Below are 16,175 nucleotides of genomic sequence, written 5' to 3'. Positions count from 1 at the left end.
GATATAGATGAGAACATTCTCTTCTTAAGAACATGATAAGGAAACGACATAATGACTGATGCCTTGCTGTTAACCTTTATTTTTTTGGTTGCGGGAGTCATTTCTGTCCCAATCGCATCGCGGCTCGGCCTAGGCTCTGTTTTAGGTTATTTATTAGCTGGCATTATCATCAGCCCTCTATTGACGCTGCTCGAAGTAGATATCGTCTCCATTCAGCACTTTGCCGAACTAGGCGTCGTCTTAATGCTATTTATTGTTGGTCTTGAGCTGAATCCCAAGAAATTATGGGAATTAAAATCCAAATTACTCGGTTTAGGGGGCGGACAAGTTACACTAACTGCCCTTTTTATTACGGGGATTGGGATGTTTTTAAATCAAGAGTGGCGCACCAGCTTGGCCATAGGTTTGGTTCTCGCACTTTCTTCTACTGCCATTGTTATTCAAACCTTGACCGAAAAAGGCTTAATGAAGTCTGATGGCGGTCAATCTTCTTTTGCGGTTTTGCTCGCTCAAGATATAGTAGTCATTCCTATATTAGCTTTTATTCCTTTGCTCGCTACACCAGAATTAATCGCTTCTTTAAGCAATGCAGCAGCCGCGTCTCAGGGGGAAAGCCACTCTGTCTCTTTGGTAGATGGCTTAGAAGCATGGCAAACTGCTTTAATCACGATAGGCGCTATTGGCGTTGTGGTATTGGGCGGTAGCTTTTTAGCAACACCTATTTTTCGCTTTATCGCAGTAGCTCAATTAAGAGAGCTGTTTACCGCAACCGCATTGATGTTCGTGATTGGCACCACACTGCTTATGTCTTTGGTTGGCTTGTCTCCAGCTCTTGGCACCTTCCTAGCGGGTGTGGTGTTGGCTAACTCGCCTTATCGGCATGAGTTAGAAAGCGATATCGCGCCATTTAAAGGTTTGTTGCTGGGGCTCTTCTTCATGACCGTTGGTGCGGGTATCAATTTTTCTCTATTGTTTAGTGATTTTGCCTCTATTTTTGGACTAACCATCGGTCTTATTTTATTAAAAGGCGTCACTCTGCTGATCTTAGGTCGACTTTTTCACATTCGTGGCTCGAATAAATGGCTGTTTGCTCTTGGCCTTGCCCAAGCAGGTGAGTTTGGCTTTGTATTGCTGTCTTTTACTGTCAGCAATGCCGTAATCCCACAAGATGTGGCCGATGTTTTACTGCTGGTAGTGGCACTTTCTATGTTGCTCACCCCCATATTATTCATTATTTATGATCGCATCATCGCACCACGCTATGCCACAGACCAAACAGCGGGCTCGCACGACGAAGATATGCCTGATGATAATAAAATCATCATTGCTGGCTCAGGACGAATGGGCAGCACAATAGACAATCTGCTGCGATTGGCCGGTTATCACTCAACGGTGATTGATTTCAGTGTGAAACGACTAAGAGCACTGCAAAACTTTGGTGTTAAAAACTACTTTGGTGATGCGACTCGACCTGACTTACTACAAGCTGCCGGCATAGACGAGGCATCCTTATTGATCATTGCTATTGATGATCCAGAGCAAATCACCAAGCTCGTCAAATACGTTAGAGAAAGCCACCCTGATGTACACATCATTGCGAGGGCTTTCGACAATAATCACGTCTACGACTTATGGGCGTCTGGCTGTCGAGACATTATCCGTGAAAACTTCGACAGTAGTTTGCGCATGGGCCGATCAGCCTTTGAGGCACTAGGAATCTCTCATAACAAAGCAGAGCAGATGATCGATGTATTTAGCCAACATGACAAAGTATCCATGGTAGAAGTTGCCGATGCCCATCAGATCGGCGTACCATCCCACGAAAATAAAGTCTTTATTGCTCGGCTTAGAAAATATTTGGAAGAGAAGAATCCACAGCTCCAGAAAGCCATGAAAGACATTCAAGATCAAACAGATTAATGTAGTTTCATACTCGGTTGTAGCTTAGCGAGTCGTTCATTCCATTTCCCACCGTGGGAACGCTCGCAGGCTTCTTCTGTATCAAAGCCCACCTGCTGACGAAGCTTATTCAATTGAATATTTACAGCGCTTAACTCACGGTTAATAAGCAAATAAAAAAAGTCATCCTGCTTAGCGCCAATGGCGTTGGCAAGAGCCTCATCTGTTTCAAACACGCAAATGATCTTTAACGAATTTGGGAATGCATTGTAATTAACGACATGCGTTAACCAAACAAAACCGTCAACCTTTCCAAGCGCCGCTTCACATACATTGGTCAGCGCACTTCTTAGTGCATTATCGATTTTCTTGTCAGACTTCTTCATAAAAATACAGAGTAAAGATGAACAAGCAGGAAGTGTAACCTCTCGTGAAGACTCAACCAAGGCTACTAACTCAATAACCTAAGAGAGACAGAACAAAACATCGGGTCAAGATAAACAAACTTTTTAAAAATTAAGCGTTTTTATCAACTATTCAGTCGCACCTTGATGCATTACACTATTTGTAACGATAGAACCCCCTCTTAACTAGTCGATAGAAAAGCAGATATGCGTCAAAACGCCCTGCTTTTGCATTGAGATAAGACACCCAGTAAGGAATTACGCTGTGAAAAAAGTATTTATTGATGGCGAGACAGGCACTACCGGTCTTCAAGTAAAAGATCGCCTTGTAAAACACCCGCATATTGAAATCATCAGTATCGATCCAGATAAAAAACGTGATGTAGAAGAAAAACGTCGTCTGATGAAAGAAGCGGATGTGACTGTACTTTGCCTACCAGATGATGCGGCCAAAGACAGCGTTGTTTTAGCCAAAGAAGAAGGCTGTCGTATTTTAGACGCCAGCTCTGTTCACCGTGTTGCAGATGGTTGGGTTTACGGTTTACCTGAACTTGATACTACCCAGCGTGAAAAAATCAAAAACGCGCAGTTTGTGTCTAACCCTGGTTGCTACCCAACAGGCGCGATTTTGTTATTGAAGCCTTTGGTTGAGGCTGGATTACTGCCTGCGTCTTATGATTATTCTATCAACGCTGTATCTGGCTATAGTGGCGGTGGTAATGCATTAATTGATCGTTTTGAAAGTGGTAACGAGGTTCCTGTGTTTGGCGCCTACGGTTTGGCTTTCAACCACAAACATTTAGCCGAAATGAAAAAGTGGTCAGGCTTGGATAACGCACCGATTTTCGTTCCAAGTGTGGGTAATTTCCGCCAAGGTATGCTGACATTTTTGCCTATCCAGCTCAAAGACACCGTTACCATGGCGCAACTACAAGCGAAACTGGCTGAAGTGTATGCTAACGATACTTTTGTGACAGTTAATGAGCTTAATGCCATTGCGGACAGTGCAGCGCCATTTTTGACACCTCATGGGCTTGAAGATACCAATCAAATCGAATTATCTGTTCTAAGTGAGCCCGGCAATAAATCCGGCATACTTGTCGCCAAACTAGATAACCTTGGAAAAGGGGCCTCTGGCGCTGCCGTACAAAACCTCAACATCATGTTAGGGTTTGACGAGGCAACCGCCGTTAATCTTCGCTAATAAAAACATGAGATCTTCGTTATATTTACTTTAACGAAGATCTCATGTTATTCAATTTGAGCACTTTAATGCATAATAAAAACAACGCTTCAGCGATAGCCCGCCAATCCCCCAGCAAACCTAATTGGCAGCTGTATTTAGTGTTTGCGCTGACAATTGCTGTTGGAGCACTTTGCTACCCATTTCTTACGTTGAACCAAACCCTGGTCGCAGCGCTGTTGTTTATTTGTATCGCCTTTTGGGCAACCTCTCTTATTCCTGCTTATTTACCTGCACTTGGCTTATTTGCTGTCTCTACCTCTGCAGGACTAGCACCTAACCAAGTGGTTTTTGCGGGTTTTACATCTTCTACTTTCTGGCTTTTGTTCAGTGGTATGGTATTTGGGGCAGCCATCAATCACACGGGTCTCAACGTTAGAGCAACCCGTGTGCTTATGGTGATTTTAGGCAACAGTTATCAGGGAACAATTATAAAAATTGCTCTCTTCGGGATGGGGTTGGCTTTTCTTATACCGTCCGGCGTTGGCCGAGTTGTGTTAATCATTCCTATTATTGCTTATCTAGCCAATCACTTTGGCTATGATGAGAACTCTAATGGTCGAAAGGGTATGTTACTGGCGGCGGCATTTGGTACGTTTTCACCTGCTTTCTCTATTTTGCCTGCTAACGCCCCCAATATGCTTTTATCTGGTATGGTTGAAGCGCTATACAACACACCATTTTCCTATTGGGATTATTTGCTTCTCCACTTCCCTGTCTTGGGATTCGGTAAGCTTATTATTACAGTCAGTGTGATTCTCTGGCTATTTCCTGATAGAGACCCTAATCCAGCTATACAAACATCAATAGAGAAAACTACTATTAGTACAGTAGAGAAGCGCTTATTGCTCATACTGTGTGTTTGTTTTGCTTTCTGGTTTACTGATTCTATTCATCATATATCTGCTGGCTGGGTAGGTTTAGTCGCTGCTACCATTTGCCTCTGGCCCAAGCTTGGCGTAACGAGTAAGCACTGTTTAGATAAAGACCTTCAGTACGGCACGCTGTTTTTTACTGCCGGCGTAATTGGCCTTGGCGCTATCATTGCTTATTCAGGCCTAGGTGATGTTTTAGTAAACTATCTCACCACCTTAGTCCATTTCTCGCCCGATTCTCCACTCACAAATTTGAGCTTGCTCACTTTTATTTCGACCTGCGTCGCCGTTGTCATGAACTTATCGGGCGTACCTGCCATCATGACGCCTATGGCCAGTCATCTATCTGACATTACAGGCCTATCAACTAATACGGTACTCATGACGCAAGTATTGGCCTTTTCCAATGTTTTATTGCCTTACCAAGCACCACCGCTTATCACGGCTATTGCACTCGGTAATTTATCGATCAGCGCTGTCACAAAAGTATGCTTGGCAACCTTTGTGCTAACAAGTCTTGTATTACTGCCACTGAACTTCCTTTGGTGGCATATTCTGGGAATGTTTTAAGCAAGAAAAAGCCCAAGGTGATTCCATTTGATAACAGCTTTTTACGCGAAAATGTCGTATTATCCCCGCTATTAGCCATTTACCCAGCATTCTAATTATTGATTCCTATGATACGACTTTCCAATATCCAACTTCCTCTTGATCACGACGCTAGCGCAGTAGAAAACGCGATTTTATCCATGCTTGAAATTCCAGCAGAGAAACTCGTTAGTTTTAACGTCTTTCGTCGTGGCTACGATGCGCGCAAGAAAACCAACATCATGTTGATTTACACCTTGGATGTTGAGACGACATGCAATGAAGAGTTGCTTAGCCAGTTTGTCGATCACCAACAAGTTAAAGCAACACCAGACTTAAATTATCATCCCGTTGCACAAGCACCAGTAACCTTGACTGAACGTCCTATCGTGATTGGTTTTGGCCCCTGTGGTTTGTTAGCCGCCTTAGTTTTAGCGCAGATGGGTTACAAGCCAATCGTGCTGGAGCGTGGTAAAGAAGTACGTGAACGTACCAAAGATACCTTTGGTTTTTGGCGTAAAAAAATCCTGAACACTGAATCCAACGTACAGTTTGGTGAAGGCGGCGCGGGTACTTTCTCTGACGGTAAACTCTACAGCCAAGTGAAAGACCCTAAACAATACAGTCGTAAAGTACTAAACGAATTTGTGGCCGCGGGCGCACCGGACGAAATCCTTTACGTCAGCAAACCTCACATTGGTACCTTTAAGCTGGTTGCCATGGTCGAGAAAATGCGCGCACAGATTATTGAATTAGGTGGTGAGATTCGTTTCAGCTGTCGCGTTGATGATTTACATATCGAAGACGGTCAAGTCACTGGTGTGACGCTTGCGGATGGTGAACAACTGCATTCCAAACACATCGCCATCGCAATTGGCCACAGTGCTCGTGATACTTTCGAGATGCTGCACAGCAAAGGCGTGTACATTGAAGCCAAGCCCTTCTCTGTGGGCTTTCGTATCGAACACGAGCAATCGTCTATCGACAAAGCCCGTTTTGGTCCAAATGCGGGTAACGAGATTCTGGGTGCGGCGGATTACAAACTGGTTCACCACTGTAAAAATGGTCGTTCCGTTTACAGCTTCTGCATGTGCCCTGGCGGCACCGTCGTTGCGGCCACATCGGAAGAGAATCGTGTGGTCACCAACGGCATGAGTCAATATTCTCGAAATGAACGTAACGCCAACAGCGCTATCGTGGTGGGCATTGATCCTTCTGACTACCCAGGGGGACCGCTTGCTGGCATCGAATTCCAACGCAAATTAGAAAGTCTTGCTTATGAGTTGGGTGGTAGCAACTACGATGCGCCAGCTCAAACAGTCGGTGCTTTTTTGCGTAATGAAACACCGAAAGCACTAGGCACAGTGGAGCCTTCTTTCAAGCCGGGTATTAAGCTCACTAACTTAGCAGATGCATTGCCAGATTTTTGTATCGAAGCAATTCGCGAAGCAATTCCAGCCTTCAATAAGAAAATCCGTGGTTTTGCCTTCGACGATGCCTTATTGACTGGTGTAGAAACTCGCACGTCTGCGCCGATCAACATCAAGCGCGATAATGACAGCCTAGAAAGCATCAACACTAAAGGCTTATTCCCAGCGGGTGAAGGCGCTGGCTACGCAGGTGGTATCATGTCAGCAGCCATCGACGGTATCAAAATCGCCGAAGCCATGGCCTTGAGTATTAACACGAAAGCTTCAGTGTAAAACGAAAACGGGAATGCAGATTTCGCTGCATTCCCGTTGAGTATTTTGATATCAATATAGATTAAATCACATCAAAACAAATAAGCTTCTCGCCCTGATTTATAACAGTATTCTCACCTAAAGAATCCGTAACATCCGCTAGACCATTCAAGGTCCCAGTAATAAAAAAGTAGTCTTTATTACCATAACCACGATGAATACACTGAAGTATCCCCTGCGCTACTATGTCTTTTTTCTCAGCAACCAGTTCATCAATGTTTGCTGAGAAAGTGTAGTCATTACCACCACCTTCAAAGCTCAAGGTTCCAGCAATACTTTTCGAGGAAACAAACGCACCGTAGTTAAAATAAAAATCACAGGACAAATGATTCGAGGGATGGATCCCTGCACGAATTAGCTCCACCGCAGCTAAGGGAGCTAACGCTGCAACGACGCCTTCGACCGCATCAACAGAACTTGGCACCGCTAGCTGAAAACATACTTCCAGCTCAGTGCCACGAATAGCTTGCTGAGAAATTTTCTCTCCCATGCAAGAAAACACTTGGAAATCAAAAATGGGAGAAAGGATAATCACACCATCTTTGTTAACGACCTTCCAGCCAGCTATTGTCGCGCCGCGGCCAACAATCTCGGCAATTAACGCATCCTGCGCCCTGCAAACATCATCAAAACTATCCGTTAATGACAACCCTGCTTCATGCACAAAGTCCTTAACTATCTGAGAATATTCTTCAAAAATCATATAGTGGCAACTTTAAAGTAAGCTATAAAACATTTGCTCGGGGTAGTCTCATGGTTTATCTACCCGAACTTAACTTGGCTCTAAATCAATATACGCTGAAAGCTTGTCCATTGTATTGAGTCAGTAAGCAGTCTCCGCCCTTTTCTTTTAGCATCTTGCAAAAGTCAGAGCTAAACGACTTACTATTAAATGGTCCCACTTTCACTTGATACATAATTCGACCATTTACCTCTTTTTCATTGATAAGAGGAGTTAAACCTTCAAATGACGTAGGGGATTTTTTTTGCATAGCTTGCCAGCCAATAATAGCGTCTTCCCTTTTTAGATAAGCGGCAACCTGAACACCATAATCTGATTTTGGCGTCGCTACAGGTGCTGATGCTACGGGGGCGGTAACAACTGGCGCAGCAGCACTTTCCATGGCGATACTTGTACTCATGCCTGAATCGTCCATATCCGAAGCAGGCGTGACTGCTGGAGCCACATCAACGGCTGCCATGCTCTCACCAGTAATCAGGTTTTCTTCTGCTGAAACTTCAGTCATATTGCCTGTATCTTCTTGTTTCAATGCGGCAAGTTCAGCTTCTAAAGCATCAAGGCGTTCTAATTTAGGTTGAATTGCCTGCCACTGTTCATCGTGAGCACGCACTTTGTCCTGCAAATCGTTATAGGTCATGAAAGTGTTCTTTTCATCCACTGATGAGCAAGCGGCAAGTGATAAGCCTGCAATAGCAACAACAAGTAATTTCTGGGATGTTTCCATCATTATATTCTCCGTGTACATCATTTAGGCTATTCGCTTACTTTCATCTGAGCTATCAAATTATGAGCTGTCAGGTAAATAGTAAGTGATGCCCCAACAAAATTAAGGCATAACGGGCCGCTTTGCCAATCAAAACCAAGGGTAAAAAATACCAAATAGGTGTTCGTAACACACCTGATACTAAAGCAATCCCATCACCAACAATAGGAAGCCAAGTGAATAACAGACTAACCATGCCATATCGATTGAAAAAATGCTCGGCTTTCTGGCGAGAAGTTGCGCTTATTGGGAACCACTTAGCACCTTCAAAACGAATTAAATAACGCCCTAGTAGCCAGTTAGTTAAACCACCTAAGGTATTACCTAAACTGGCCAAGCTCCATAATAAAAATATCGATAATGAAGCATCGCTAGCATAATAAAGTAGTATTCCTTCTGATCCCATAGGCAAAATCGTTGCTGAAAAAAAGGATACTAGAAATACAGATAGGTAACTCCACACAATATTGCCAACCTATTCTCTTATTGAAATATTAATTTATAAATAACAAAACCTTGATCCAGCTCAATTTTATCAACTAGGCAATTAGCATAAAAACGATTACTCTGTGGAAAATGCTTTTACACATTTATCTATTCAATTCATTCCTTAATGAGCAGAAACTATATTCTGAGCTCACGTTCGGTTTACTAAAACTACTCTAAAATATTTCATCTATTCGGAGCAGGCATGCTAGAACGCGTTAATGATATCAAAATTCGTTACAAGCTATGGGCAATTATTGCCTTGATGTCCATGGGAACGGCAGCGTTAATTCTTGTTTCTCTCACTTCTTTGTTTAATAGTCACGTAGACGCCCGTAAAGATCGAACTCAAGATATTTTAAATATCGTCAATACTACGTTGACGCCATTTTACGAAAAGCAAAAATCTGGTGAACTAACCGAAACTCAGGCCAAACAACACGCCATGGCGCTATTGTCATCGTTCAAATATGGAGACCAACAAAGCCTCTGGATAATTGATCAAGGCAGCCAGTCACTACTGAGTTCACCTACTTCCTATAAAAACACAACACTGCCAACCAGTTTAAAAAATGTGTTAAAAACACCAACTTCCACCACCACTAATAACTATCAACCAATAGAATTTGAGTACCAGGGCAACGACAATATTACACATAAAATGATTGCTACAGCGTCTACTTTTACGCCGTGGAAAATGACTATTATTGCCACTGCGTCACTAAACGCAGTCATAGATTTCTTTCTTGTTGCTCTGGTGGATTATGCCATTCTTGTCGGTGTGTTAACGGTACTGGTCGGCGGCTCTGCTCTTTACATTATTCACCTAGTGACTAGTCGAGTAACGTCTCTATGTAAAACTATGACGTCAGTACAGCATTCAGGCGATTTGACACAGCGAGTGGAATTTACAGGCAAGGATGAAATGGGAGAAATGGCCCGTGCTTTTAATAGCATGATGAACGATTTCCAATCTATTGTACGTAACGTTAGCCATTCCAGTGAAACCTTAGACAGTATTGTCGATCAAACCAATAAATCTACGACAAAAACAGCCCAAGGCGTTACCAAGCAGCTATCAAATACAGGCCAAGCAACGGACTTAATGCAAAGTGTCATGACCTCAGTAGAAGACACACTGTCCATTGCTGAACGTGCCAATACGACCACCCAAGAACTTGGCAAACATTCTAAGCAAGGCCTTGGCGTTATGGACAAGGCTAACCAAGACATACAGCAACTGTCTGTGGAAGTTGGCGAAGCTGCATTGCAAATCCAAAAATTGCGAGAAGATGTCACTCATATTAGCGATCGATTAGGCATTATTAGCGAAGTGGCTGATCAAACAAATTTACTGGCCCTTAACGCAGCCATTGAAGCAGCTCGCGCCGGCGAGCAAGGCCGAGGGTTTGCCGTAGTGGCAGACGAAGTTCGTCAACTTGCACAGCGCTCACAATTAGCTGCAACTGAAATTGGTGGGCTTATAGAGCAGCTTACACAACAAACACTAGATACAGTCAAAGTCATGGGATCTGCTCGCAATACGGCAAACCAAGGTGCTGAGCAAACCTCTCAGGCAGGGCAAGCATTTTCTGAAATAGCCAATGGCGTGTTATCTATATCTAAACTCAATGGCGATATAAGCCAAGCAGCTGAACGTCAATTTGAGTCTTCACAAACCGTGTATCAAACACTCGAAAGTATCGCCAGCATTTGTGAAGAAACCAACCATAACTCAAAAGATATCCAATCTTCTGTTAATAACCTGCAACAATGTGCCAGTCAGCTGCGCCAACTTGTTCACCAGTTCAGTACCTAAAATGAAACATTGCCATCACTTCTTGCTCTTATATCGTGCATAGAAATAGGATTTCGTTAAAATCGCGACTTTTTTATACGTTATGTAAGAAAGAAGTCTCTTTACTACTTTAACTTATTGGTGAGTCCTATTAAGTTTGGGTATAGTGATTTAAACCTACTCCATTCATCACGTTTGGATTGGGCAACAGGTCTTTAACGGTACGTTTTTTAAAGGATCGAACATGGCGTCTGATAATCAAGATAAGCTAGATTCTCTTTATCAACATATTCAAGCGGTGATCTTGTCCCGCCAGCATCCTGTCACAGGGCTTTTTCCAGCCAGTACCAGTATTAATAATCACGGTAACTATACCGATGCTTGGGTGCGAGATAACGTTTACAGCATTCAGGCAGTATGGGCTTTACACCTAGCCTATAAACGCGCATCCAATCCTCAAAAGCGCGCGCACGAGCTTGAATTTGCCTGCGTAAAGATGATGCGTGGCCTGTTGTTCGCCATGATGCGTCAATCCCATAAAGTAGAGGCATTCAAACACAGCCTTGATCCCAAAGATGCTTTACATGCCAAGTATGATACAAAAACTGGTTTAGAAGCCGTAGCAGATGACGCTTGGGGGCATTTACAAATTGATGCCACCAGCTTTTATTTGCTAATGCTGGCGCAAATGACCGCAGCTGGCAGCAAACTCATATTTTCGCGAGATGAATTCAACTTTATTCAAAACCTCATTTATTATATTTCTCGTACTTATCGAACTCCAGATTACGGTATCTGGGAACGAGGAAATAAGGTAAACAATGGCAAAGCTGAAATAAACGCTAGCTCGGTTGGTATGGCAAAAGCCGCCATGGAAGCAATGGATGGACTAAATTTATTTGGTGAAGAAGGTCCGGAATGGGCGGTAGTCCATTCCTTTGCAGACGCCGTTGCTCGTGCAGGCTCTGTATTACAATCCTTGTTACCGAAAGAGTCTCGCTCAAAAGAAGTCGACAGCGCCATTCTTAGTATCATTGGCTTCCCTGCCTTTGCGGTAAACGATGAAAAACTAACTCGCCGCACACGTAAAGAAATCATCAATAAATTAGGTGGCGAATATGGCTGTAAGCGTTTTTTGTTAGACGGTCACCAATCCGAGCTTGAGGACCAAAGCCGTATTTACTACGAATACGATGAGCTGATTAACTTCGAGCACATCGAATCAGAATGGCCACTATTCTTTACTTACCTTTATATTGATCGTTTGTTTGCCAGAGATTGGGAAAGCGCCAACTTCTATCGTCATAAACTTGAGTCTCTCATGGTCGAGAAAGATGGCCAAATGCTGCTTCCTGAACTGTATTATGTGCCGCAAGAAAATATTTTAGCGGAGAAAGAAAAACCAGGCTCACAAAAACGCGTGCCAAACGACAACTTGCCTTTGGTTTGGGCGCAAAGCTTATTTTTAGTTGGTAAAATGCTCGATGAAGAGCTCATCACTACTGACGACCTCGATCCACTTGGATTACACCGTGTTCAGCACAGACCAAACAAAGTCACCACTTCCATGGTGATATTGGCACAAAACGACAAAGTAAAACAAAAGCTACTGGACGCGGGTTGTTTATGCCAAACACTGGATGATATTGCACCGCTTAAGGCCATCAGTGCAGATCAGTTAGTTGAAACCTACCAACACCTTGGTGATTCTGAAGCGCTAGGCTTAACCGGTCGCCCAAATCGCGCATTAAACAGCTTAGCCACGTCTCAGGCATTTAATATCGATGGCGAAAGCTATTTATGCTTGTCTTGGATTCAGAACGAAGACAAAGACTACCGAAAAGTGGACCCAGCTCTTTTTCAAGCGCATATTCGTAACGAACTTAAGATAATTGCCGAACACTGGTATTACCAAGCCAATGCGGTTTTTAGCATACTCATAGACGAAGCCATGAGTGACATGCAAGGCAGCGATGAACTGTTTGAATTTATCCGTTTGTTACAAAAGCGAGAGCATGAAGAGTTCCGGGTTATTCCACAATCGGCTAAAAATGCGTTTAAGTCAGGTAACCGTCGATCCATTATTATTAATGCCACTAACCAGCAATCCTTATCTGCAAAATTGCCGGTTCATGGTGCACCTTGGCCATTATCAGACAAACCTAAACCTTACGATGTTGCAGAGATAAAAACAGCTGAAACAGATAATCTGCTGGCCAGATTTATCGACACTCCAAGCATGGCAGAAGCGATCGATTGTCTTATGGAGTTAGGTGCTCGCAGGGCCTTAATGAATACGATACCAAATTCAAACCCTGCAGCTACCGCCTATAAGGTATTAAATAGTGTCTATTTCCAAGCGCTCCTTGCAGAAGACTGGCACTCAGCTCGACGCTTGTATTCTTTGGTGCTAAAGCCCTCTACTGACTTGGCCACGTATATTGCGGATATTACCGTTCGACAGCGTTTACTGGTCATCGGAGAAACGCCTGAAACCGAGCTGGACATCAGTTCACCGCTGCATCAAGACGTTATTTTGGACATGTTAAAAAGCGTCTCATCATCCCCGATTGGCTTGGTTATTTGTCATGAATTGGTGGCGATCGCAGGTACCTTGATTAAAGTTCATCCTGAGTTTTTCTCTGGGGTGCGCACAATTCGTATTCACAACTTGGCGATGCTTTGCGCTCGACAATTTGCCCCTGAAGATGATGCACCTGTTTTTGACACTTTATCAAAGGTTTCCCCAAGTGAGCTTTACGAAGCACTCAAACAAGTGTTACAACAAAAGCACGACGAATTCGCACACGTTGCAAATACCATGCGTTATCACAATACGACCGATGCGCAGAGTAAAATGAAAGATGTGGATTGGTTCGACTGGCGTTCAGAGCAAGGTATGATTACCAAATTACCAGAATCTATGTTGTTGCAACTCTGGGAAAGCCTAAGTAACGCTAATACGATCGTCTTTGGTGATGTGCAAAGTAACACTGCATTAGACTGTAAGCGCGCCCTAAGTTCGATGACACCTGGTGAAGATACCTTCGCCCTCCTGATAGAAACACTAACATCAGATATTCATCCGAGCTGGTATAAAAGTCTTATTTTTGAAGGATTGTATGCCTTCATACGGTTCTGCCAGCAACACAAAAATTGTAAATTTGAGCAAGAAATAAACTTACCGGTTCTCGTATCCCAAGCCGCGTTGGATCATGCTAAGCAACACCAAGCAGAGCATCCAGAAGAAAGCTGGGCCGAGGCGGCTCTAGATGAGTTCGCACAAATAACACCGAATAAAGTAAACCAATATTTGCGTTGGGCAGTGAGCAAACTTCACAGTCATCAGCACCAACACTCATCGAGTTAATAGGCTCACTCTTGCTGGAGAAGTGAATGGATCTAATCAAAAACGCCCTCACAAATGATGTGCTGAACACACAATGTTCAGATCCATTTGGCTGTTTGGGACTACAAGAATCCCCTTCTAAGAAAGGTTTATCTTTAATCGTCTGGCAGCCAGAAGCCGCCTCTATACGAGTATTGGCTATCGATTCAGACAAAGAGCTTACCAAAATGAGCGAGACCGATAATCAAGGCCTCTTTCTGGCTGAATGGCCAAAAACCACCACACGCTTTCATTATCGTCTCGAAATTACCTACAAAGATGGCAGCGTATACACCCTCGTTGATCCTTATCAATTTCCTAACACCACCTTTGTAGACCCAGAACACCATCAAGCCAGCTTATACAAAAGCCAAGGTGCTATTCGTGCTGGTGCTAAAGTGAATGACCAAATTACTATCCAAGGAACACGTTTTGCCGTTTATGCTCCTGCAGCGCGTTCAGTCTCTGTGGTGGGGGACTTTAATGCTTGGGATGGTCGCATTCATCCAATGTCGAGTAATGGCGATGGTGTGTGGCGCTTATTTATTCCTGATGTGAACCATGGCGCTCGCTACAAATTCGAAATTCGCTCCAAAAACGGTGACGTTCTTCCACATCGTAGTGACCCTTATGCACATCGCATCGAACAGTTCCCATCGTTTGCCAGCGTCACTTGCTTTGATAATAAACACGTTTGGCAAGATCAAGCTTGGGTAAACCGTAAAATTGAAGACATTTACGAAAAACCCATGAGTATCTATGAGCTGCACATTGGTTCATGGCGTCGCAGTGACGACAATCAGCCACTGACGTATCTTGAAATCAAAGACCAGCTGGTGCCTTATGTTAAAGAAATGGGCTACACCCATGTTGAGCTTTTACCGATTACTGAATACCCATTCGATGGTTCATGGGGCTATCAGCCCGTCGGTTTGTACGCGGTTACCTCTCGATTTGGTACACCTGAAGACTTTAAAGCCCTAGTCGATGCGCTGCACCAAGCCAATATCGGTGTGATTATGGACTGGGTTCCCGCTCATTTTCCTGCCGATAGCCACGGTTTAGCGAACTTTGATGGCTCTAAACAATACGAATACCCAGACCCTAAAAAAGGCTGGCACCCTGAATGGAACTCTTTAATTTACGATTTTGGCAAAGACCATGTAGTAAATTATCTCATCAGTAATGCTGTGTATTGGCTTGAGGAATTCCATATTGATGGCTTACGTGTCGATGCCGTTGCGTCCATGCTCTATCTCGACTATTCCCGTGAAGACGGCGAATGGATTCCAAACAAAGACGGTGGTAACCACAATTACGAAGCCATTGATTTTTTACGCCGTTTAAATGAAACCGTGTATTTAAATCATCCTCGCTGCTTTACAGTAGCTGAAGAATCCACAGCGTTTCCGGGTGTCTCTAAGCCTACTTACATGAATGGCCTAGGTTTTGGCTTTAAATGGAATATGGGCTGGATGAACGACTCTCTTACCTATATCAAAAGAGACCCAATTTATCGTCAACACCATCAAGGCGAACTCAGCTTTAGTATGGTTTATGCCTACGATGAACAATTTGTTTTGCCTATTTCTCACGATGAAGTCGTCCATGGCAAAGGTTCAATGATTGCAAAAATGCCCGGCGATGCTTGGCAAAAATTCGCCAACTTGCGCGCTTTCTCGGCTTATATGTATTTTCACCCAGGCAAAAAGCTCAATTTTATGGGGAATGAATTCGCTCAAGGCCAAGAATGGAGCCATGAACGCTCTTTGGATTGGCACTTGTTGGATATTGATTTTCATAAAGCCCAACAATCCTTGTCGAAAGACTTGAACCACCTGTACCAAAATGAGCCAAGCCTACAGTACGATCACTCTCACTATGGTTTCGAGTGGATCAGCTACGACGACAGTGCCAACAGTATTTTAGCCTTTGCTCGTAAAGCAAAAGACAGTGAAGAGCACACTGTTGCTATCATTAACTTTACCCCGACCCCGCATGGTAACTACCGTATTGGCGTTCCTAGAGCCGGTCGCTATCAAGTTATTATGGATACTGATGATACGCACTACACTGGCAGTGGTTATGCTCAAATTAAAGAGTACAGCACCGAGTTTTCTGTTAGCCACGGTCGTAATCAAAGCATTGAGCTGCAAGTACCACCACTTTCTGGTGTACTGTTAAAATGGCTGGGCGAATCTTAAAAGCAACACTAAGCAACCGTAACCCGAATAGCATCTAGAGGTC

The 16,175-nt window shown here is 43.6% G+C and carries 11 protein-coding genes; 7 read left to right on the top strand and 4 right to left on the bottom strand.

The window, feature by feature from the left end; all coding sequences use genetic code 11:
- Window positions 1-51 precede the first annotated feature (51 nt).
- Entirely contained in the window at window positions 52-1,920 is a 1,869-nt protein-coding gene (locus tag DFP77_RS08235) for a cation:proton antiporter domain-containing protein (RefSeq protein WP_114411809.1), read from the top strand.
- Here the strand turns inward: DFP77_RS08235 and DFP77_RS08230 are convergent.
- Window positions 1,917-2,285 (bottom strand): Fis family transcriptional regulator, encoded by a 369-nt coding sequence (locus DFP77_RS08230; RefSeq protein WP_114411808.1) that lies wholly within the window; start codon window positions 2,283-2,285, stop codon window positions 1,917-1,919. The genes DFP77_RS08235 and DFP77_RS08230 overlap by 4 nt on opposite strands.
- 283 nt (window positions 2,286-2,568) lie before the next feature.
- Between DFP77_RS08230 and argC the strand changes: the two genes are divergently transcribed.
- From argC to DFP77_RS08215, 3 genes are all read left to right on the top strand, one after another.
- Window positions 2,569-3,507, top strand: a complete 939-nt coding sequence (gene argC / locus DFP77_RS08225; RefSeq protein WP_114411807.1) for an N-acetyl-gamma-glutamyl-phosphate reductase — start codon at window positions 2,569-2,571, stop codon at window positions 3,505-3,507.
- A gap of 68 nt (window positions 3,508-3,575) precedes the next feature.
- On the top strand, window positions 3,576-4,991 hold the full coding sequence (locus tag DFP77_RS08220) for an SLC13 family permease (RefSeq protein WP_114411868.1): 1,416 nt from the start codon (window positions 3,576-3,578) through the stop codon (window positions 4,989-4,991).
- Window positions 4,992-5,098: 107 nt separating this feature from the next.
- Window positions 5,099-6,712 (top strand): NAD(P)/FAD-dependent oxidoreductase, encoded by a 1,614-nt coding sequence (locus DFP77_RS08215; RefSeq protein WP_114411806.1) that lies wholly within the window; start codon window positions 5,099-5,101, stop codon window positions 6,710-6,712.
- Window positions 6,713-6,773: 61 nt separating this feature from the next.
- Here DFP77_RS08215 and DFP77_RS08210 read toward each other — a convergent pair whose 3' ends face one another.
- The 3 genes from DFP77_RS08210 to DFP77_RS08200 all read right to left on the bottom strand — a co-directional run bounded on the left by DFP77_RS08210 (window position 6,774) and on the right by DFP77_RS08200 (window position 8,662).
- The gene (locus DFP77_RS08210; protein WP_114411805.1) at window positions 6,774-7,454 is read right to left on the bottom strand and encodes a hypothetical protein; all 681 of its coding nucleotides are present in this window, start codon (window positions 7,452-7,454) and stop codon (window positions 6,774-6,776) included.
- Window positions 7,455-7,539: 85 nt separating this feature from the next.
- Complete coding sequence (locus DFP77_RS08205; protein WP_258861090.1) at window positions 7,540-8,220, bottom strand: SPOR domain-containing protein; 681 nt, start codon at window positions 8,218-8,220, stop codon at window positions 7,540-7,542.
- 67 nt (window positions 8,221-8,287) lie between these two features.
- Window positions 8,288-8,662 carry a YqaA family protein gene (locus DFP77_RS08200; RefSeq protein ID WP_181858517.1) on the bottom strand — a complete coding sequence of 125 codons (375 nt, stop codon included), beginning with the start codon at window positions 8,660-8,662 and terminating at the stop codon, window positions 8,288-8,290.
- A 285-nt stretch (window positions 8,663-8,947) separates the two neighbouring features.
- Between DFP77_RS08200 and DFP77_RS08195 the strand changes: the two genes are divergently transcribed.
- The 3 genes from DFP77_RS08195 (at window position 8,948) to glgB (ending at window position 16,132) form a co-directional block, all read left to right on the top strand.
- On the top strand, window positions 8,948-10,561 hold the full coding sequence (locus tag DFP77_RS08195; protein ID WP_114411803.1) for a methyl-accepting chemotaxis protein: 1,614 nt from the start codon (window positions 8,948-8,950) through the stop codon (window positions 10,559-10,561).
- A gap of 223 nt (window positions 10,562-10,784) precedes the next feature.
- Window positions 10,785-13,910 carry a phosphorylase b kinase regulatory subunit alpha/beta gene (locus DFP77_RS08190; RefSeq protein WP_114411802.1) on the top strand — a complete coding sequence of 1,042 codons (3,126 nt, stop codon included), beginning with the start codon at window positions 10,785-10,787 and terminating at the stop codon, window positions 13,908-13,910.
- A 26-nt stretch (window positions 13,911-13,936) separates the two neighbouring features.
- The gene (glgB, locus tag DFP77_RS08185) at window positions 13,937-16,132 is read left to right on the top strand and encodes a 1,4-alpha-glucan branching protein GlgB (RefSeq protein ID WP_114411801.1); all 2,196 of its coding nucleotides are present in this window, start codon (window positions 13,937-13,939) and stop codon (window positions 16,130-16,132) included.
- Window positions 16,133-16,175 lie beyond the last annotated feature (43 nt).

It is taken from the genome of Marinomonas foliarum (assembly GCF_003337275.1).
GTDB classification, from domain to species: Bacteria; Pseudomonadota; Gammaproteobacteria; order Pseudomonadales; family Marinomonadaceae; genus Marinomonas; species Marinomonas foliarum.
The sequence above is the reverse complement of the archived record's forward strand: the minus strand, read 5'-3'. Positions and strand labels throughout refer to the sequence as shown.

Bases quoted from the DNA above. Each gene is read 5' to 3' on its own strand.
- DFP77_RS08235 (WP_114411809.1), top strand. From the start codon at position 52: ATGACTGATGCCTTGCTGTTAACCTTTATTTTTTTGGTTGCGGGAGTC.
- DFP77_RS08230 (WP_114411808.1), bottom strand. From the start codon at position 2,285: ATGAAGAAGTCTGACAAGAAAATCGATAATGCACTAAGAAGTGCGCTG.
- DFP77_RS08220 (WP_114411868.1), top strand. From the start codon at position 3,576: ATGCATAATAAAAACAACGCTTCAGCGATAGCCCGCCAATCCCCCAGC.
- DFP77_RS08215 (WP_114411806.1), top strand. From the start codon at position 5,099: ATGATACGACTTTCCAATATCCAACTTCCTCTTGATCACGACGCTAGC.
- DFP77_RS08210 (WP_114411805.1), bottom strand. From the start codon at position 7,454: ATGATTTTTGAAGAATATTCTCAGATAGTTAAGGACTTTGTGCATGAA.
- DFP77_RS08205 (WP_258861090.1), bottom strand. From the start codon at position 8,220: ATGATGGAAACATCCCAGAAATTACTTGTTGTTGCTATTGCAGGCTTA.
- DFP77_RS08200 (WP_181858517.1), bottom strand. From the start codon at position 8,662: ATGGGATCAGAAGGAATACTACTTTATTATGCTAGCGATGCTTCATTA.
- DFP77_RS08195 (WP_114411803.1), top strand. From the start codon at position 8,948: ATGCTAGAACGCGTTAATGATATCAAAATTCGTTACAAGCTATGGGCA.
- DFP77_RS08190 (WP_114411802.1), top strand. From the start codon at position 10,785: ATGGCGTCTGATAATCAAGATAAGCTAGATTCTCTTTATCAACATATT.
- glgB (WP_114411801.1), top strand. From the start codon at position 13,937: ATGGATCTAATCAAAAACGCCCTCACAAATGATGTGCTGAACACACAA.